Below are 19,187 nucleotides of genomic sequence, written 5' to 3'. Positions count from 1 at the left end.
CGTTATTTCACAGGGGCTTCAGTCTTGGTGCCATCTTTGTGCCAGGTGTAAACGACGAATTTGAAGTCTTTCAAGTCACCCTTGGCGTCGAACGACAGATCACCGGTAGGGGTTTTGAAGGTGCCGGCGTGAATGGCTGCAGCCACTTTGGCGGTGTCTTCTGACTTGGCGGTCTTGATCGCGTCGGCAATCACTTCAACAGCGGCGTAGGCCGGGAACACGAACGGACCGCTTGGGTCTTCTTTCTTCGCCTTGAACGCAGCGACCAGCTCATTGTTGGCCGGGTCCTGATCGAAAGATTTCGGCAGGGTGACCAGCAGACCTTCGGACGCATCCTGAGCGATCTGCGAGATGGACGCGTTGCCCACGCCTTCCGGACCCATGAAGCCGGCTTTCAGGCCTTTTTCCTGTGCCTGACGCAGGATCAGACCCAGTTCAGGGTGGTAGCCGCCGTAGTAGACGAAGTCGACGTTGGCTTGCTTCATCTTGGCGATCAGCGAGGAGAAGTCCTTGTCGCCGGCATTGATGCCTTCGAACAGGGCGACTTTCACGCCGTCTTTTTCCAGGGTCTGCTTGACGGCGGTGGCGATGCCTTCACCGTATTGCTGTTTGTCGTGGATGACCGCAACGATCTTCGGCTTGACCTGCTTGGCGATATAGTCGCCAGCGGCCGGGCCCTGGGCGCTGTCCAGGCCGATGGTGCGGAAGATCATTTTGTAACCGCGGGCGGTGATTTCCGGGCTGGTGGCCGCCGGGGTCACCATGATGATGCCTTCGTCTTCGTAGATGTCCGAAGCAGGCTGAGTGGAGCTGGAGCAGAGGTGACCAACCACGAACTTGACGCCGTCGTTAACCACTTTGTTGGCGATGGCGACCGCTTGTTTCGGGTCACAGGCATCATCGTAATCAACCGCTTCAAGCTTCTTGCCGTCAACGCCGCCTTTGGCGTTGATCTGGTCGATGGCCATCTTGGCGCCACTGAACTGCATGTCGCCGTACTGGGCCACTGCACCGGTTTTAGGGCCGGCGATGCCGATCTTGATGGTGTCAGCTGCGAACGAGTGACTGGCAACCCCCGCCAGAACCAGTGCGGCAAACAGCTTGGAAATCTGATTAATACCCTTAGTCATGATGCTCCACTCTTGCGTTGTCGTTTTTATAATCCTGACGGCCAAAGCTGCAGGACCGGATTGAATCTCCAGGCCGCACCCCAGCAACTGTACCGGAACAGTTTAGAGCGCCGGTCGAGCGCTTGAATAGCTGGCTGCGGGGGCCAAAACCTGTGGATGTCGCTTAATCGACAGAAAGATACACAATCAGGCGGCTGGTTTCGTCTTCTCAGACGAGCAACCGGTCAGCTAGCGCGAACTTCCCTGCAATCAATCACTTGAATCCGGGTTTGTCGGTATGAATGGCGGCGCTATCATTGCGCCGATTTCCAATACGGTGAAAACCCATGACGCAAGAACCTAGCACCCTCTATGCCAAGCTGCTTGGCGAAACCGCTTCGATTACCTGGAAAGAATTGCAACCATTCTTTGCGAAGGGTGCCCTGTTGTGGGTCGAGCCGACGCTGGATTTGATCGCCGTGGCAGAGGCATTTGCCGAGAACCGCGAGGCGCAGGTGGCGGCGTGGCTCAAGAGTGGGGAGGTCGGTAAGGTCTCTGAATCAAAGGCTCTGGATCTTTTCGAGCGCGATCCGCCGCTGTGGGCCGTCGTCGTCGCACCCTGGGTGTTGATCCATGAAAGGGCGTGATGCTGAAAGCTGCTCAAAAATGGTGCGCCAAGTGATGGCAAAGTGGGTAGGGCGGTAACTACCGGTGTGTTGCCGGTAGCGGAATATCTCACTGAACGCGCGCTTCACGTGAGAGTCACGGTCGGACTGAGGCATGCCTTACATGGGCCGTTATCAGCGGGGCGAATGTTCACAGACAGAGTGCCATGGGGTGACTAGATTTCAGGCAAACCGGAGCGTCAGCCGGGACAGCCTCCTATAACAAGAAAGAGATCGCCCCATGGACCACTCTATTCAGGCAAGGAACGCTTGGCGCGTTCTGTTTCTGCTGTTTCTGGCCAACCTGTTCAATTTCTTCGACCGCACGATCCCCGCGATCATCATTGAACCCATCCGCAAGGAATGGTCGCTGAGCGATTTTCAGCTCGGCATCATCGGCACCGCCTTCACGCTGGTGTACGCCGTGGCCGGTCTTCCGCTGGGGCGCATGGCTGACAACGGCTCGCGGCGCAAATTGATGGGTTGGGGCCTGGCGGTATGGAGTGGGCTGACGGCGGTGAATGGCCTGGTCGGCAGTTTTTGGGGGTTTTTGCTGGTGCGCATGGGCGTGGGCATTGGTGAGGCCAGCTATGCGCCAGCGGCCAACTCGTTGATCGGCGACCTGTTCCCCGCCCACCGCCGCGCCCGGGCCATGGGCATCTTTATGCTGGGATTGCCCCTGGGGCTGCTGCTGGCGTTCTTCACCATCGGCGCGATGGTGCAGGCGTTCGGCAGCTGGCGCGCGCCGTTCTTCATCGCTGCGGTGCCGGGGCTGGTGCTGGCGGTGTTCATGTTCTTCATCCGCGAGCCAGTCCGGGGCGCCGCTGAAAGCGTGGCCATTTCCCAGGAGAAAATCGACCGGCCGATCCGCCGCGTGCTGTCGATTCCTACGTTCCGCTGGCTGGTGCTCGCCGGTCTGGCGTTCAACTTCGCCACCTACGCGTGCAACTCGTTCATGGTGCCGATGCTGCAGCGCTACTTTCTGCTGCCTTTGCAGGACGCCGCGATGGCCACCGGCCTTATCGTCGGCGTGACCGGGCTCGTAGGACTGACCCTCGGCGGCTGGGTGGCGGACAAGCTGCATCAACGCTGGAGCAACGGCCGCCTGATGTTTGCCGCCGTGAGCATGGTGGTCGCGACGCTGTGTACCGGTTATGCGCTGCACGCCGGGCGCATCGAAATCGGCGTGTTCGTGGGTGTATTCAGCCTGGGCTGGCTGTTTTCCTACAACTTCTACACCTGCGTTTACACCGCGATTCAGGACGTGGTGCAGCCCCGGCTGCGCGCCACGGCCATGGCGTTGTTTTTTGCCGGTCTGTATCTGCTGGGCGGCGGCCTGGGGCCAGTGGTGGTGGGACTGCTGTCCGACCATTTCGCTCACTCGGCCATGTACGCCGCGCAGGTCGAACAAATGACCGAACCGTTCAAGGCGGTGGGACTGCACGATGCGATGTACCTGATACCGGTGGCGCTGTTTTTCGCGCTGGTGTTTCTGGTGAAGGCGTCGACGTGTTTCAGCGCCGATGCGCAGCGGATGCGCGAGGGAATGGTGGCGGATGAGCCGGTGGGGGAGCCGTCGGTTGCTTGAAGGATTGCGAGTGATTGATAGGGATATCCTCCTTCGTCCTTGAGCCGCCCTGTCTCGCAAGAAATGCGACCCCCGTGGGAGGGCCAATTTAAGGTCAGCCCACAAAGGACATTCAGCGATTATCTCTTACGGCCCGGCGTTGTCTGGTAAAAAATCCGTAGGGTGTTTTTTTCATGAGAACGTATAACTCAATAATTTTCTCGCATTCGGATACACGGAAATTCCTATGTTTTAGCTGTCCTTTTTGTCTCTATCATTCTCATAGCAGTAGACGCAAATGCTCGTCATCGTCCAACAGGAAAGCCACATTGATGACAAACGGACAAACGGACAAACGGACAAACGGACAAACGGACAAACGGACAGACGTAGCCCAGTAGCCCAGTAGCCCATAAGGACTGAAGGGTATCGATCCTTTCGAGAGGCAGGCCACTTCTCAGCAGGACAGCCCTGTCACCCGTCCGTTACGGTTGCTAGCGTTGTCGGAGTCCTCGATCGAGCGGATTGGTCGCAGTGTCCCGCCACTTCGATTACCTTGGTTTTCGCGAAAGATCGTGACCGTTTCGGCATCTATTGTAGATGAGTAATTTTTTTCGCATTAAACTCACTACCTATCTATCACTCCGAGACCAGACGCATGTTGAAGTCCTTGCACCTGAAGGGAGTTGGTCCAGCCAACGAGCTGGGTCCCATAAGATTTTCTGAGCGACTCAATTTTATTACCGGCGATAACGGTCTAGGTAAAAGCTTCATTTTGGACACTGCTTGGTGGGTATTGACCCGAACCTGGGCAAGGGAGTCTGTAGCAACCCCTCGCGAGGCGTTCAAAACACCAAGCATCAGTTTTGAATACAGTAAAGTAACCGCAGGAAATAAAAGTGGCGAAATCTTCTTCAAAAATGGCCTCTGGCCACAACCAAAAGCTAGGCCTGCAATTCCTGGCGTAGTGATCTATGCAGGTGTCGATGGAAGTTTTTCCGCGTGGGATCCAGCCAGGAATTACTGGAGCGGAGCTGAGGAAGAACACGAAGAGAAGATTCGGGCATTCAACTTTACACCAGATGAAGTCTGGAACGGCGCAACGTCGGAAAAGGGGACAAATATCTGTAATGGATTAATTGCGGATTGGGTGCGCTGGCAACAAGTAGCGAAAAATACAACTTTTAACGAACTCACTAAAGCCCTTGATGCCCTTTCCCCATCCGGGTTAGAGAAGCTCGAGCCGGGACCTCCCAGATACCTAGGGACAATTGATGAGACCTTATATCCAACGCTTAGAATGCCATATGGCGAAGATGTTCCTTTAACGCATGCTTCGGCAGGAATGCGCCGTATCGCCGCTTTAGCTTATTTAATCGTATGGACTTGGAGCGGGCACCAGCGGGCGTGCAAAATTAGAGGAACAAATCCGGCTAAAGAAATTATATTTCTTATTGATGAAATTGAATGTCACCTTCATCCGCAATGGCAAAGGCGAATCGTTCCAGCTCTTTTAAATGTAATGAAGGCTATGACGCGCGAAAAGGTTTCGGTTCAATTGATTGTCGCAACGCACTCGCCACTGGTGCTCGCATCTGCAGAGCCATCATTCGACGAAGCAAAAGACTCTGTATTCCATATTCGCTTGAACAATGGACAGGCAGTGATAGAGCCAGAGGTTTGGGCAAAACAAGGTGATGTTGTCAACTGGCTAGTATCCGATACTTTTGGGATGCAACAAGCAAGATCCATAGAGGCCGAATCTGCGATCGAAGCTGCCGAGTCATGGATGCGCAGAGACTTCTCAGGTCTACCCGAAAAATTAAATACAGAGCGAAAAATCCACAACGAGCTAATCCGCGTTTTACCTGGCGGAGACCACTTTTGGCCGCGCTGGATTGTTTGGACAGAGAAAAAGAAAATCAAAGGATCGATAAAATGATCCCTATCCCCAATCCTATTAAGGAACCTTCAACATTTGACGTCCGGTGCCGGAAAGCTGGAGCAGGTTGGTTGAGAGAGAATCCCAACTGCGAGCGCCCGGCGGATAAGTGGTCACCTTTTCGCCAAGTCTTAGCCGATGGTTTTTCAAATCGTTGTGCTTTCGGGGCAATGTATATTCCGAGCGGCACTGTTGATCACTTCGTCAGCTGGAAAGAAGATAACTCTCTAGCGTATGAATGGGAAAATTTTAGGTATGTGGAAGGATGGGTAAACTCCTCAAAAAACAAAAAGCAAGCTTCTATAGTTCTGGACCCTTTCGTAGTCTGCGAAGGATGGTTCGAAATTCTACTTCCGTCAATGCAGCTTATTGCCACTGATCTAATTCCTGTTGAATTTAAAGACCTAGCAAAAAGCACCTTGGATAATCTCCCAATCAGAGATGACGAGCGAGCCCTCCGAGTTCGCCGAGAGTGGTACAGGATGTATGAGGAGGAAGAACTCACGCTTGAGGGGCTCAGAAAAAAAGCTCCTCTTATCGCAGCAGCAGTCGACAAGAAGAACGCTCAAGGTGGTGGTTAACCCTTTCTAGACAGGTCTTACCTTAGGTCGCCGTTTAAAGTGGCTCTTATCATCTAACGTTCAGCTGTGATAGCGCGGTCAAATCAATTCATCGCAGAGTGAAAAACCAAGATATCACGTAGCGGATGTTGAAAATATTATGGATGATTTACAGCTAAGAACTTGATATTGTCTGATAAGTATCAATATTGCCATACTCCGATTACTAGCCATGGTAACTATTGAAGTTGCCATGGCCTATCTTTTTTTCGACGAGGCGCAAGCGTCTAACGGGTAAACGTTACACGTCGCCTGTAAAGATAGAGCAACCAGAGTTAACTATTGGATGAGCTCAGAACGCTTTGAATTTTAGTGATTAATGCGGGTAGCCCAGTAACAATAGCTGCATTTGTTTTCACATTTGCTTTCCGAATGTAGTCTGAAGTCGCACCGTCTGCACTGAATACATCCACATATGGCAGGTAAATCACATGAATTAGATCTCCGAAATCGCTACGTCGTGGTTTTCGTGCATTTTTAGTAGAGGCAACGGACGCAAGGAAAATCTGCGCGCCTACGTTAGAGAAGGAAGTTACCGACGGTAATGTTTCAAAGTTAGCCTCCACCGTTGGAGGCAATGACCCCTCCGTCAGAGCCGCCACAATTTCTCGCGGAGCCTGCTCAGCAATTTTTCTTGCCAGTGTACCCAACTGCTCATTAATATAGGCGAGTTCATTCTTCTCCTGTACTAATTTCTCGTATTCCTCTTTAACTTGCTTGGAGCCTTCAGCAAGAATCCCACTAAACTCTTCACCAGCCTTGCGTGTCGCCAGTGTGAACGCCGTTGAACCATCCCAATTTGACATGTACCATTTGAATAGAAAATCTAGATCCTTCGTAGAGCTCTGTATGGCTTTTCCAATAGGATTCTGAGATCCTGAGCCAAAGATCATATCTAAAACGGCGCTTTTTTTGATAGGAAATTCTTGAACAAATTTCACAGCCTCAGGATTGCTGGCTATGAAATAGTTTTTCTTCGCCAAAGATTTTGCTCTGCGTCTTTCGGACCTGTTTTTCGGAGGGTCACCTGGTTTGTCAGTTTCCTCGCTCCAAAGCTCATCCATAGCAGGAAACCAACATCCACTATCGTTCAGAACACTTTCAAGTGGAGTTCCATTGAGTTCGTTTAGAAAAATTGTAATCGGATCTAAAAAAACCTTATCCCCACAAAGTAATTTTATTAATTCTATCCGAAGTTTTCCTAGCTCCGCTGCCTCCTTAGATATAGGTAGGGCTTCCATGATATGCGCTAATGAATAGCGGACTACGATATCGCCGGACTTTATCCATGCCAGTAGCTTTTGTCGTGCCAATAATACGTCATTGTCTTTTAGAGACTCAGGATTTGATAAATTTGATATATCGCTACTGTCTAAATAGACAAGTAAGGGTCTCGTGCGTAAAACTAATTTGGTCATCCGTTGACTGCCTTTTATAGCGAAAATAGGAGCGTAGGATAATGCCATCCATTCGACAAAAAGTCAGCAGCACGATAGTGATATCACGTATCGATCGCAAAATGCGCTTGGCAAGGCGATCAGTTACCCGGCCAGCAACTGGCACAAGCTGGTGCGCTATACCTAAGCCGGATTTCTGCCTATCGAAAACAACGCGGCCGAGCGTGCGATCAGAACGTTCGTGATCGGGCCCAGGAACTGGCTGTTTAGCGACACTTCAAGAGGCGCAACGGCGAGCGCTCAACTGTACAGTTTGGTCGAGACCAGGCCAACGGCCAAGAGCCCTATGCGTGGCTGCGCCACGCATTAGAACGGCTGCCACTGGCGAAACCGGTGGAAGATGCGAAGCCATGCTGCCGTGGAACTGCACACCTCAACTGCATTCCTAAGCGCGCTGCCCATCTTTGACTAGATGGGATTTAAGGAGCGCTTACCGTTCACTTAGCTCCCGAGCAAAACGTAAAAAGCCCTGCCTGAGAGATTCAGAGCAGGGTTTTTTATTCTTAAACTGTTGTGCCCATATGGGCGAATATCAGCACCCGAGTGCGTAAATTACTGGTCAGTTCGCTGACAATAACAATATGTGACGTTAATCCTCATTAAGATTATACGATTCTAGCCATGGCACTCCACCTACCTAACTCACCAAGACGCTCTACAATCGCTTCAAATCGTTTAGTCGCCGAGGCAATGTGTTTTTGTTGATCTAAATCAAATTCGCCAAGCTCATTGACGGGAATACTTATTTGCAACTCTTTAAGCCTTGTTACAAAAAGCTTGGCCTCGTATAAGAAGCCTCCTGCGGTCACAGCGCTCTGAAGTGCGATTGACAAGTATTGCAGATCAAGACTTATACTATCCAGAGGCTGCACCGCAATTACATCATCGGTGAGAAGACACGCGGAAGGACGCACGAACACCTTGCCTACTGACGCGCCATTTGCATTCACAGTAACTGACGCAAACTCCTCAACCGGGAAGGCAGGTTTAGTTACACCGCCACGTGTACGTTTGGTGTGCCCTTCTAACCATTTTTTTGAAACAACACCCTTTAAAATCGTATCATTTTTAAAGCATGAATACACAGGAACTTCATCTAGCGCATTACCCTGCTCTGGTGGGTTTTGCTGGATTTGCTGTGTAGTTATTCGCGTGCCTGAGCGAACAGTCAGTAATTTCTCATCTGCTAGTGAAATGGTACGCATCGTGCCAGAAGTTAATTTTTCCAACTCCGCCTTAACTTCTTCAAGATCCGAGGAAAGTTGCTCAAGGGTAGTTCGCGCCTCTTCGATAAACTCAGTTCGTTCAACCGGAGAAGAACTCTCACCTAGCGCCACCAGTTCATCATCTGACCAGAATCGAACAACATCCCATCGATCATCAGCCTTGAATTTATCCGCTGATACAATTTTCACAACCTCTAGCTGGGGCAGATTTGCATTATTTGTATCATGCATCTGCACAAAAGCATCTGCAATATCCGCTAGGTCGTTATCCGCAGGAGTTGGCGTTCTACGCCAATCCAAAGTTTCCCCGATACTTCTCGCTAACCCGCAAAGAACTTTAGGACGAGGGTCTACAGAACTGTGCCTGCGTTCAAGAGCTAGAATGTATGTCTTCTGAGCTGTATTAAAAAAAGTATTTCTGGGCAATTGAATGGACGCAATTAGATTGCATTCATCTAACAGCTGCTGTCTCGGGCCGGGCTCAGTGCGATTTAACAACCCTTGAGGAACCACAACAAAAGCGCGTCCACCCGGTTTCAATGCACCGGATATATACCGCATAAAAAGCGCCTCAACACCTAGCCCAGCCCTTTCGTAGTAATCTTTCAAAATTTTACCGTTACGGGAGCCGGAAACATTTTTTATTGTTTCTTTATAGATGGCGCTTCCTCTGGTTACGTACGGCGGATTCGTAAGTATCACATCAACACTGTCAACTGGCGGATTCATCAGCGAGCCAAGCGTTTTGTTATCATCCATTAACACGAAACTCTGAGCCATTGCCTGGTTTAGGGCCTGCGGGGTAGTTGCTGGGTTTCGAACTTGCTCAGAAATGTGAAGCAGCATATTAGCTTTGGCTAAGATGTGAAGATCAGAATCTACGTCAATACCGATCGTTTTGATACGGCGTAGTGGCTTACCTGATTCAAACTTTATATTGTCTTTTAACGCGTCAGCCCACATGAGCGGTTCCAGTACAAACCCACCAACACCAGCAGCTGGATCTAGAACAGTAGCGCCATCCGGTAGTTTCTCGAGTTGAGCCATTTGAACCATTGGACGAACAACATTTCGCGGAGTGAAAAACTGACCTAGCCTCTGTTGACGAGCCGAGCGACGCAGAAATGTTTCATATAGCCGTAATTTGAATTCTGGATCAATGTTGGTTAGCGGTCCGAAATCATTGAATGCTTCGATAATCGATCTAAACGTCGCGTTATAGCTTTCGTGTGTTTGATTTCCACTTTGAAGGAATACAAAACCATTTATTACCGAGGTTTTTGATACTACTGTCTTCAAGCCAAAAAGACTGGCAATGTCCGGATCCGCACAAATAGTATTGTCGGGGAAGATAGATTTGATTTTTGGTCGTATCTGACCGACATAGTATTCTATTTCACTCAATCCGGTTTTGATCTTGAAATCTGCCGGATCGCCAACTAAGCGATAAAAGCTTAGGTCTGCCGGGAGTACAGAGCTAGAAAGATTGTCGCTTAGAAACTTCATTACGAATATTTCTACGAATGTTAATAAGCACTCCTTTGGCTCAGCCTTTGTTGCGTGCCAAATAAGTTGCCATATCCGCTCAGCTAAAGGTGTCGGATCTTTCGCGATAGACGCTCCACCGGTTAATAAATCTTCAAGAATCGCGGGCGAAAATGATTTAGTCTCCGCGTGCAGTACGATACTTTGCGTCTTAATACTCGCGAATGTGTCGATGTAAAAATATTTTACACCATCTGTCGCCACGGCTAGAGGAGCGCCCAACGCGGAAGCTGAAAGCAAAGCCTGTTCTTGTGCAGAAATAGCGTAGGTAGTTCCCTTGTTGCCAGAAAACAATCCAGGCTTCTTATGTTCGCACACAGCTACACAAGCTAATTGCCCTGATTTTCTATCAACATATACTTGGTCGGGCATTAATGTTGCGGGTTTTTTTGTAGGTTTGTACTGAGAGCAAATATACGTATGCGATGCTGGAAGTGTTACTGGCAACCCTGCCTTAACTAGCGATGATAAGTTGGTTCCGCCCAGATCCAAATATTCAAAAGAGCCAAAAACTGTTCCTTTGAGTTGACCATTAACAAATATTTTTCGCTGTTGAAGCTCCTCGTTCGCCACGCTCTTCTCCATAAACTATTGATTGGGTCCCCATCCTGATCTCTCAATCGTGATGGCAGGTCTTCGCCTATGGCGACCAGTGGAGACCGAAAGCTGAATTGTTCCATTTTGATACGGTACTAGCACGAAAGCCACAAAATTTCGTCATAGATTCAATTGCATAGGAATCTGTATCAGTACGAGAAGGATTGAGTACGCAAGCTAACTGTCACCGGTAGCGCTTACCAATGAACATCCCATGAGCTGAGCTTCCTTTTTTTCGTGAACTCTGCAATCGTCTTCTTTTGTGGTTCATCGTGCCGGGCAGAATGCGAGAGAAGTCGAGGCTTGCAGCTAAGTGAACAGACAAGGGTGGGAGTACGGTATTCGGTGCCGTTGAAAGCTGTCAGGTCAGTGGCAGCGAGCAACTCTAGGGGGTTCCCACACCGCAAAGGGATGGGATGCTATACGGACGCCTCCAAGTGAGCGCCAATGTAATGATCGGCACAAAATCCCACCAATACTCACACGGTGAATCGCTGGTTCGATTTCTTAGTAATGTTCCGGATCGCAAACCAGGCCTCTCTCCTCGAATCGCAGCCTTGAGGTGAGCCATTATCGGTCTGGAGTGTGGCGTGTGCACCCGCTTGCACCCATAAACTTTTTACCCTCACGGAGCCATACGGCGAAGCCTTGAAGAGTATGGTGTCCCAAGGCCGGTTCGAACGGCCAACCTTCCCCTTAGGAGGGACCGGGGTGGCGCTCCACCTTGCTCACGAAGGGGACGGAACATTCAGCCATTTTCTCTAGTGACTGAACTTAAGCCTTCGCGAGCAAGCTCGCTCCCACAAGTCTTGCGGCCGACTCAGGGTCTTTTACCACCCCAAGGAGCTTTACTGCATTACCCAGCGACCAACACCCGAATGGCTTCGAGGCGCAGCGCGGCTTTTTCCAGCATCGCCAGGCCTTGTTCACGTTGTTCACGCAATGCCGCCAGTTCGCTGTCGCGCACGGTCGGGTTGACTGCTTGCAACGCGGTAAGACGCGCCAGCTCTTCTTCGGTGTCTGCCGCCAGACGTCGCTGTGCTTCCGCGACACGTTCAGCGTGCTTCGGCGCGATCTTGCTTTCGGCGGCGTTGATCTGCGGGTTGAGCACGTCACGCTGGGCCTGGATGAACTTGTTGGCGCTGGCCCGGGGCACGCTCTCCAGCTGATCGTTCAGGGTGGTGAAGGACACGCGCCCTGACAGGTCGTTGCCGTTGCCATCCAGCAGGCAGCGCAGCGCGGCCGGCGGCAGGTAGCGGCCCAGTTGCAGTGAACGCGGCGCGACCACTTCACTGACGTAGAGCAATTCCAGCAACACGGTGCCGGGTTTCAGCGCCTTGTTTTTGATCAGTGCCACGGCGGTATTGCCCATCGAGCCGGACAGCACCAGATCCATGCCGCCCTGCACCATCGGGTGTTCCCAGGTAATGAACTGCATGTCCTCGCGGGCCAGCGCCTGATTACGGTCGTAGGTGATGGTCACGCCTTCGTCGTCGCCCAGCGGGAAGCTGGCGTCGAGCATCTTCTCGCTCGGCCGCAGGATCAGCGCGTTTTCCGAGTGGTCTTCGCTGTCGATGCCGAACGCGTCGAACAGGGTTTCCATGTAGATCGGCAGGGTGAACTGGTCGTCCTGCTCAAGGATGGCTTCCACCAGCGCCTCGCCTTCGCCCGCGCCGCCGGAATTGAGCTCCAGCAGACGGTCGCGGCCGGTGTGCAGTTCACTCTCCAGACGCTCGCGCTCAGTGCGGGCTTCAGCCACCAAGGCCTGCCAGTCATCCTCGTCACCGCCATCCAGCTGCGGCAACAGGCGCGGACCGAACGTATGTTGCAGCGCGTTGCCGGTCGGGCAGGTGTTGAGGAATGCGTTGAGCGCTTCGTGATACCACTGGAACAGCCGCTCTTGCGGGCTGGTTTCCAGATACGGCACGTGCAGCTCGATGATGTGCTTCTGGCCGATCCGGTCCAGACGGCCGATACGCTGTTCCAGCAGGTCCGGGTGCGCAGGCAGATCGAACAGCACCAGATGATGGGAGAACTGGAAGTTGCGGCCTTCACTGCCGATTTCCGAGCAGATCAGTACCTGGGCGCCGAACTCTTCGTCGGCGAAGTAGGCTGCCGCGCGGTCGCGCTCAAGGATGTTCATGCCTTCGTGGAAGACTGTCGCCGGGATGCCGGAACGCACGCGCAGGGCGTCTTCCAGGTCCATCGCGGTTTCGGCGTGGGCGCAGATGACCAGCACCTTCACGCGCTTGAGCATTTTCAGGGTGTCGATCAGCCAGTCAACGCGCGGATCGAAACGCCACCAGCGTTCTTCTTCAGTGCTCTCGCCGTTGGCCTGGAAGCTGACTTCCGGGTACAGGTCGGCGTGTTCGCCAATCGGCAGCTCGAGGTATTCGGCCGGGCAGGGCAGGGGATAAGGGTGCAGTTTGCGCTCCGGAAACCCTTGCACGGCGGCGCGGGTGTTGCGGAACAGCACGCGGCCCGTGCCGTGACGGTCAAGCAGTTCGCGGATCAGGCGGGCACTGGCTTCGGCGTCGCCGGCGGCTACAGCGGTCAGCAGCGCCTCGGCTTCGGCGCCGAGGAAACCACGGATGGTCTCGTTGGCCTTGGGCGACAGCGTGCCTTTGTCCAGGAGTTCCTGAACGGCCTCGGCCACCGGGCGATAGTTTTCGCTCTCGGCGCGGAAGGCGTGCAGGTCATGAAAACGGTTCGGGTCCAGCAGGCGCAGACGGGCGAAATGGCTGTCCTGGCCGAGCTGCTCGGGCGTTGCGGTCAGCAGCAGCACGCCGGGAATGACTTCGGCCAGTTGCTCGACCAGCGAGTATTCACGGCTGGCCTTTTCTTCGTGCCAGACCAGGTGGTGGGCCTCGTCGACCACCAGCAGGTCCCAGCCCGCCGCGAACAATGCGTCCTGGGCCTTCTCGTCCTCAACCAGCCATTCCAGCGACACCAGCGCCAGTTGCGTGTCTTCGAACGGGTTGCTGGCATCGCTTTCGATGAAGCGTTCGGCGTCGAACAGCGCGACCTGCAGGTTGAAGCGGCGGCGCATTTCCACCAGCCACTGGTGCTGCAGGTTTTCCGGCACCAGGATCAGCACGCGGTTGGCGCGACCCGACAGCAACTGGCGGTGGATGACCAGACCGGCTTCGATGGTTTTACCCAGCCCCACTTCGTCCGCCAGCAATACGCGCGGCGCGATACGGTCAGCGACTTCGCGAGCGATGTGCAACTGGTGCGCGATCGGTTGCGCGCGCACACCGCCCAGGCCCCACAGCGAGGATTGCAGCTGGCGGCTGGTGTGTTCGAGGGTGTGATAACGCAGGGAGAACCACGGCAGGGGATCGATCTGCCCGGCAAACAGGCGGTCGGTGGCCAGGCGGAACTGAATGAAGTTCGACAGCTGGGTTTCCGGCAGCGTCACCGGCTGGTTCTGCGCGTTGAGGCCGTGGTAGACCAGCAGGCCGTCGACGTCGTCGACTTCGCGGACGGTCATCTTCCAGTTTTCGAAGTGGGTGATGGTGTCACCCGGCGAGAAGCGCACACGCGTCAGCGGCGCATTGCGCAAAGCATACTGGCGCGTGTCGCCAGTGGCCGGATAGAGCACGGTCAACAAGCGGCCGTCCTGAGCCAGAACGGTGCCCAAACCCAGCTCGGCTTCGCTGTCGCTAATCCAGCGTTGCCCCGGTTGATACTGCTGCGCCATGCTGCCTGACTCCCGCCTTGAAAAAGCCGACTATGTTAACGGAACAAGGCGCCCAGGCCAAAGCCACATTGTAAAAACGCCCGGATAGAGTGGGTGGCGCGCCTGAGGCGGGCACTTGCTGCGAAAAACATAGTCGAAACTCGCGCTTGAATCGGCTCAAGTCGACGAACCGTCAGCCGACAGCTTGATAACAGGAGACCATTACCATGCTGCCACCGCTGATCCCACTGAGCGCGGCCCCCGTGACTTCGCAGCTGGACCCGGTCAAACCCAACCCGGACATCCCGCCGGTAACGCCGATTCAAAAAAGTTCGAGCGAAACCAACATCGACATGGGCGAACGTGAACGCGAGCAGGCCGAAGTGCTGCTGCGCAAAGAACAACGCCGCCATCAACGCCGCCGCAGTGACCGGCGCGTGGCTGACCGCCATCCCGATCTCGAAGAAGGCCCGGCCATCCCCGGGGATTTCCTCAATGCCGACGACACCGTGCCGGTGGTGCCGATCATCGACGACGAGCCGCGCCAGGGTTTATGGGTCGACCTGAAAGTCTGAGGCGCTGGTCAGCGCCGCTCCGATTGCGCATTATTGGCGGCAACGGGCATTCACGAGCGATACGCCATGAGCGATGACGAAAAACTGGTAGACCTGAGCGCCGAACGTGCCAAGCGTGTTCACGACCTCAATGACAAACGGCTGAACGAAGTGCGAAGCGCGTTCGAGCAGGCCATGCCGCTGGGCAAGGGCAAGAAGAAAGCCAAGAGCAAACCGAAAAAACGTTGACCCCGCCTTCCGTTCATCCCCCGTCTACCGGCTGCTGTTTGCGATTCACGCCGGCATTGACCTGAGTCAATCCCTCCCTCACCCCACTGGTTACTCTGTGCCCATCGAAGGTTTAGGCAGAGGGCACGCGCATGTTTCTCGACCATGCAGTGATAGCCGGCGTCATGACGGTGGGGCTGATGATGGTGATTTATTCAAGCGTCGGCCTGGTCATCTGGAGAGACTCACCCCGGCGCGGCAGACGCTGAGTTTTCTATAAAAGAGCACGCAAGGCATTTTGGGCAACTTCGGTTGCCCATTTTTTTGCGTGCTGTTTGCTCATTTGCGGCGGGGTCATGTTTGGTGAAAGCCGACTCAACCCACGGTGATGGGCGGCAGCTCGGCCAGGCTCACGGTCTGCAGTTTGCGTGGCGCAAGGATTTCGGCCTCGCCGTCCACCACCAGTTCATCGTTCTGATTGAAGACGCGAGTGGCGATGCGTACGCGGAACTTCGGCAGTTTTTCGAGGATTTCCAGGCGCACGGTCAAGGTGTCGCCGATCTTCACCGGCTTCTGAAAGGTCATCTGCTGGCCCAGGTAAATCGTGCCCGGGCCAGGCAGTTCGCAAGCCACCGCCGCGCTGATCAAAGCGCCGCTGAACATGCCGTGGGCGATGCGATCCTTGAACATGCTCTTGGCCGCGAACTCGGCGTCCAGGTGCACCGGGTTGCGGTCGCCGGACATCTCGGCGAACAGCTGGATGTGGCGCTCTTCGACGGTTTTGCTGTAGCTGGCGGTCTGGCCGACTTCAAGGGCTTCGTACGGCGTGTTGGTGACTTGGGTCATGGGGTGTCCTGTGACAGTTAGGAAAGGTGAACCACTGACGTCATTCGCTGCGGCGAGGTCTGGGCTGCTGCAGCGCCTGTTCCAGCCAGGCGAGCAGGTCCCGGGTGACTTCTTCACGATTGGTCTCGATGAGAACCTCGTGGCGCGCCTGCGGATAGACTTTCAGCGTAACAAACGGGTGGTCGGTGCCGCTCAAAGCGTCGGCCAGATGCGTGAGACGCTTGCCATCACTCACCGGATCACATTCGCCACCGATAATCAGGATCGGCAGCCCGGGATCGATCTGCGCCAGGTTCGAACGCTTGCTGATCTGTTGCAGGCCGCCGAGCAAGTCCATCCACAACTGGTTGGTGCAACGAAAGCCGCACAGCGGGTCGTTGCTGTAGGCGTCGACCTCGGCCGGGTCGCGGTTGAGCCAGTCGTAGCAGGTGCGGGCAGGTTTGAAGCCTTTGTTGAACGCGCCGAACGACAGGTGCTCGATCAATGCGCTGCGCCCTCTCGGCCCTTGCCGCCAGCGTTCAATGCGGGCGACCAGCGCCGCAGAGCGATAAAAAGTGACGGGATGGTAATTCGAGCCGCTGAGGATCGCACCCTGCAAACTGGCGCTGTGGTGCAGCAAATACCCCTGGGCGATGTAACTGCCCATGCTGTGACCCAACAGGAACACCGGCACCCCCGGATGACGCACTGCAATCGACGCTTTGAGCGTAGCCAGGTCGCCGACCACTTTGTTCCAGCCGTCCTGATCGGCGTAATGACCCAAGGTGCCATAGGAAGCGGAATGGCCGTGGCCACGTTGATCGGCGGCATACAGAGCGAAGCCGGCCCGTATCAGCGCCATGCCCAGCCTGTCATAGCGCCCGCCGTGCTCAGCCATGCCGTGGGACAGCAGGATCACCGCCCGGGCATTGCCCATCGGCCTCCAGGCATGCACATAGAGGCGACTGTGATCTTGAGCGTCCAGCCAAAAAGCTTCGTGTTCCATCGCGGTTCCTTGGCCCCTGTAAAAAGTTGTCTCAAAAAACGCAGTGGCGAGCGCTTCGCTTGAGTGTATAGCGGTAGCAGGATGGCAGGCTGGTTACCGGCAAGATTCACACCGGTGATGACGTGCCGACGACTATTTGCCTTCTATGCCATAGCTGCTAACGTCCGGCAAACGCCCGTTTAAATTCCACGGGGCCAGCACACTCAGGTAAGAGGATAAAAACAACATGCAACCTGACTTCTGGAACGACAAGCGCCCCGCTGGCGTTCTTTCTGAGGTGGACCTTCAGGCGTACACATCGGTGGTCGAGGTCTTTGAGCGCAGTTGCCGCCAATACGCCGATCGGCCGGCTTACAGCAACATGGGCGTCACCCTGAGCTACGCAGAGCTTGACCGCCATTCAGCAGCGTTCGCCGGTTACCTGCAACAGCAGACCGACCTCAACCCCGGCGACCGCATCGCCGTGCAGATGCCCAACCTGATCCAGTACCCCATCGCCGTGTTCGGTGCCATGCGCGCCGGCCTCATCGTCGTCAACACCAACCCGCTTTACACCGCCCGGGAGATGCGTCATCAGTTCAAGGATTCCGGCGCGCGCGCACTGGTCTACCTCAACGTCTTCGGCAAGAACGTGCAGGAAGTGCTGCCGGACACCGACATTGAATACCTCATCGAAGTGAAGATGGGCGACATGCAGTCGGCGGCCAAAGGCTGGCTGATCAACACAGCGGTGGAAAAGCTCAAGAAGCTGGTGCCCGCGTACCACTTGCCCCAGGCGATTGCGTTCAAACGTGTGCTCAAGCTCGGCAAGGGTGATCGTCTGCAACCCGTGCCGCTGGCCCTGGATGATGTCGCCGTCCTGCAATACACCGGTGGCACCACCGGTTCGCCGAAAGGCGCGATGCTGACCCACGGCAATCTGGTCGCCAACATGCAGCAGGTCTATGCCTGCATGCTGCAGCACGGGCCGGACGGGCAGCCGATCTTCAAGCAGGGCAGCGAAATCATGGTGGCGCCGCTGCCGCTTTATCACATCTATGCGTTCACCTGTAATTGCATGTGCATGATGGTCAGCGGCAATCACAACGTGATGATTACCAACCCGCGGGACATCGGCGGCTTCATCAAGGAGCTGAAGAAGTGGAAGTTCTCCGCGATGCTCGGCCTCAACACGCTGTTCGTGGCCCTCATGGACCATCCCGAATTCAAGCACTTGGATTTCTCTACCCTGCGCCTGACCAACTCCGGCGGCACCGCGCTGGTCAAAGCCACGGCCGAACGCTGGCTGGAGCTGACCAGCTGCCCGATCGTCGAAGGCTATGGCCTGACCGAAACCTCTCCCGTCGCCACCGCCAACCCCTATGGCAATCAGTCCAGGCTGGGCACGGTGGGCATGCCGGTGCCAGGCACCACGGCGAAGGTCATCAGCGACGACGGGGCTGAACTGCCTGTGGGTGAGCGCGGCGAGCTGTGCCTCAAGGGGCCGCAGATCATGCTCGGTTACTGGAACAAGCCGGAGGCCACCGCCGAGGTGCTGGACAGCGAAGGCTGGCTGAAAACCGGCGACGTCGCTGTGATCGACCCGGACGGGTTCATTCGCATTGTCGATCGCAAGAAGGACCTGATCATCGTCTCGGGCTTCAATGTCTACCCGAACGAGATCGAGGACGTGGTTTCACGGCATCCGAAAGTGGCGAACTGTGCGGTGATCGGCGTTCCCGACGACCGTTCGGGCGAAGCTGTGAAGCTGTTCGTGGTGCCAAGGGATGCAACGCTGACCAGCGAGGAGTTGAAGGCATACTGCAAGGAGAACTTCACCGGCTACAAGATTCCCAAGCTGATTGTGCTGCGTGAATCCTTGCCGATGACGCCGGTAGGAAAAATCCTGCGGCGGGAGCTGCGGGATATCGCCTGATCCTGCGGCGATTGCTCATCAGCTTCCAACCCCGGAAAAACGGCGTGTCGATCACGCCGTTTTTTTTGCCTGGTAACTTTCTGCTGGATTAAATCGGAACGCGTAAATGAACATCGACGTAAGGCATTTCCGACATTTAGGTTCATTGCTCTAAACGTGACCGTGGCCTATTCAAGAGTCGTTGATGTGACTAGAGAGCCCGCTTTTGGCTCTAGGCGGCCTTTGGCAAAGCTGATACGCTCGCCCCGC

Annotated in this window: 14 protein-coding genes and 1 pseudogene; 9 read left to right on the top strand and 6 right to left on the bottom strand. The window is 54.7% G+C overall.

Annotated elements, in window-relative coordinates; translation table 11 throughout:
* Positions 1-2 precede the first annotated feature (2 nt).
* Positions 3-1,130, bottom strand: a complete 1,128-nt coding sequence (locus AC0Z8Z_RS00615) for a branched-chain amino acid ABC transporter substrate-binding protein (protein ID WP_172609395.1) — start codon at positions 1,128-1,130, stop codon at positions 3-5.
* Between the two features lie 326 nt (positions 1,131-1,456).
* Here AC0Z8Z_RS00615 and AC0Z8Z_RS00610 point away from each other — a divergent pair, with 326 nt between their 5' ends.
* The 4 genes from AC0Z8Z_RS00610 to AC0Z8Z_RS00595 all read left to right on the top strand — a co-directional run bounded on the left by AC0Z8Z_RS00610 (position 1,457) and on the right by AC0Z8Z_RS00595 (position 5,864).
* Complete coding sequence (locus tag AC0Z8Z_RS00610) at positions 1,457-1,756, top strand: DUF2288 domain-containing protein (RefSeq protein WP_485617378.1); 300 nt, start codon at positions 1,457-1,459, stop codon at positions 1,754-1,756.
* A 259-nt stretch (positions 1,757-2,015) separates the two neighbouring features.
* On the top strand, positions 2,016-3,362 hold the full coding sequence (locus AC0Z8Z_RS00605; protein ID WP_485617377.1) for a spinster family MFS transporter: 1,347 nt from the start codon (positions 2,016-2,018) through the stop codon (positions 3,360-3,362).
* A gap of 637 nt (positions 3,363-3,999) precedes the next feature.
* Positions 4,000-5,283, top strand: a complete 1,284-nt coding sequence (locus AC0Z8Z_RS00600) for an AAA family ATPase (protein ID WP_485617376.1) — start codon at positions 4,000-4,002, stop codon at positions 5,281-5,283.
* Entirely contained in the window at positions 5,280-5,864 is a 585-nt protein-coding gene (locus tag AC0Z8Z_RS00595) for a hypothetical protein (protein WP_485617375.1), read from the top strand. The genes AC0Z8Z_RS00600 and AC0Z8Z_RS00595 overlap by 4 nt, the downstream gene beginning before the upstream one ends.
* A 314-nt stretch (positions 5,865-6,178) precedes the next feature.
* On the opposite strand, the gene AC0Z8Z_RS00590 is transcribed toward AC0Z8Z_RS00595, so the two are convergent.
* On the bottom strand, positions 6,179-7,321 hold the full coding sequence (locus tag AC0Z8Z_RS00590; protein ID WP_485617374.1) for a hypothetical protein: 1,143 nt from the start codon (positions 7,319-7,321) through the stop codon (positions 6,179-6,181).
* Between the two features lie 94 nt (positions 7,322-7,415).
* Between AC0Z8Z_RS00590 and AC0Z8Z_RS00585 the strand changes: the two are divergent.
* A pseudogene (locus AC0Z8Z_RS00585) lies at positions 7,416-7,749 on the top strand (IS66 family transposase); the annotation flags it as partial.
* Positions 7,750-7,965: 216 nt separating this feature from the next.
* Here AC0Z8Z_RS00585 and AC0Z8Z_RS00580 read toward each other — a convergent pair.
* On the bottom strand, positions 7,966-10,704 hold the full coding sequence (locus tag AC0Z8Z_RS00580) for an N-6 DNA methylase (protein ID WP_485617372.1): 2,739 nt from the start codon (positions 10,702-10,704) through the stop codon (positions 7,966-7,968).
* Positions 10,705-11,584: 880 nt separating this feature from the next.
* Positions 11,585-14,431, bottom strand: a complete 2,847-nt coding sequence (gene rapA, locus AC0Z8Z_RS00575) for an RNA polymerase-associated protein RapA (RefSeq protein ID WP_485617370.1) — start codon at positions 14,429-14,431, stop codon at positions 11,585-11,587.
* A 206-nt stretch (positions 14,432-14,637) separates the two neighbouring features.
* Here rapA and AC0Z8Z_RS00570 point away from each other — a divergent pair, with 206 nt between their 5' ends.
* From AC0Z8Z_RS00570 to ccoM, 3 genes are all read left to right on the top strand, one after another.
* Complete coding sequence (locus AC0Z8Z_RS00570) at positions 14,638-14,985, top strand: aspartate-semialdehyde dehydrogenase (protein WP_485617368.1); 348 nt, start codon at positions 14,638-14,640, stop codon at positions 14,983-14,985.
* 66 nt (positions 14,986-15,051) lie between these two features.
* Positions 15,052-15,213 (top strand): hypothetical protein, encoded by a 162-nt coding sequence (locus AC0Z8Z_RS00565; protein WP_166650630.1) that lies wholly within the window; start codon positions 15,052-15,054, stop codon positions 15,211-15,213.
* A 131-nt stretch (positions 15,214-15,344) separates the two neighbouring features.
* On the top strand, positions 15,345-15,461 hold the full coding sequence (gene ccoM, locus AC0Z8Z_RS00560; RefSeq protein ID WP_485617366.1) for a cytochrome c oxidase subunit CcoM: 117 nt from the start codon (positions 15,345-15,347) through the stop codon (positions 15,459-15,461).
* Between the two features lie 106 nt (positions 15,462-15,567).
* Here ccoM and AC0Z8Z_RS00555 read toward each other — a convergent pair whose 3' ends face one another.
* Entirely contained in the window at positions 15,568-16,038 is a 471-nt protein-coding gene (locus tag AC0Z8Z_RS00555; protein WP_037012202.1) for a MaoC family dehydratase, read from the bottom strand.
* 40 nt (positions 16,039-16,078) lie between these two features.
* The gene (locus AC0Z8Z_RS00550; protein WP_485617364.1) at positions 16,079-17,023 is read right to left on the bottom strand and encodes a lysophospholipase; all 945 of its coding nucleotides are present in this window, start codon (positions 17,021-17,023) and stop codon (positions 16,079-16,081) included.
* 226 nt (positions 17,024-17,249) lie between these two features.
* On the opposite strand from AC0Z8Z_RS00550, the gene fadD2 reads away from it, so the two are divergent.
* Positions 17,250-18,938 carry a long-chain-fatty-acid--CoA ligase FadD2 gene (fadD2, locus tag AC0Z8Z_RS00545; protein WP_485617363.1) on the top strand — a complete coding sequence of 563 codons (1,689 nt, stop codon included), beginning with the start codon at positions 17,250-17,252 and terminating at the stop codon, positions 18,936-18,938.
* The last annotated feature ends 249 nt before the right edge of the window (positions 18,939-19,187 follow it).

It is taken from the genome of Pseudomonas sp. 1L-C-7-B-C1 (genome assembly GCF_057291635.1).
This window is presented reverse-complemented; position numbering and strand designations above follow the sequence as displayed.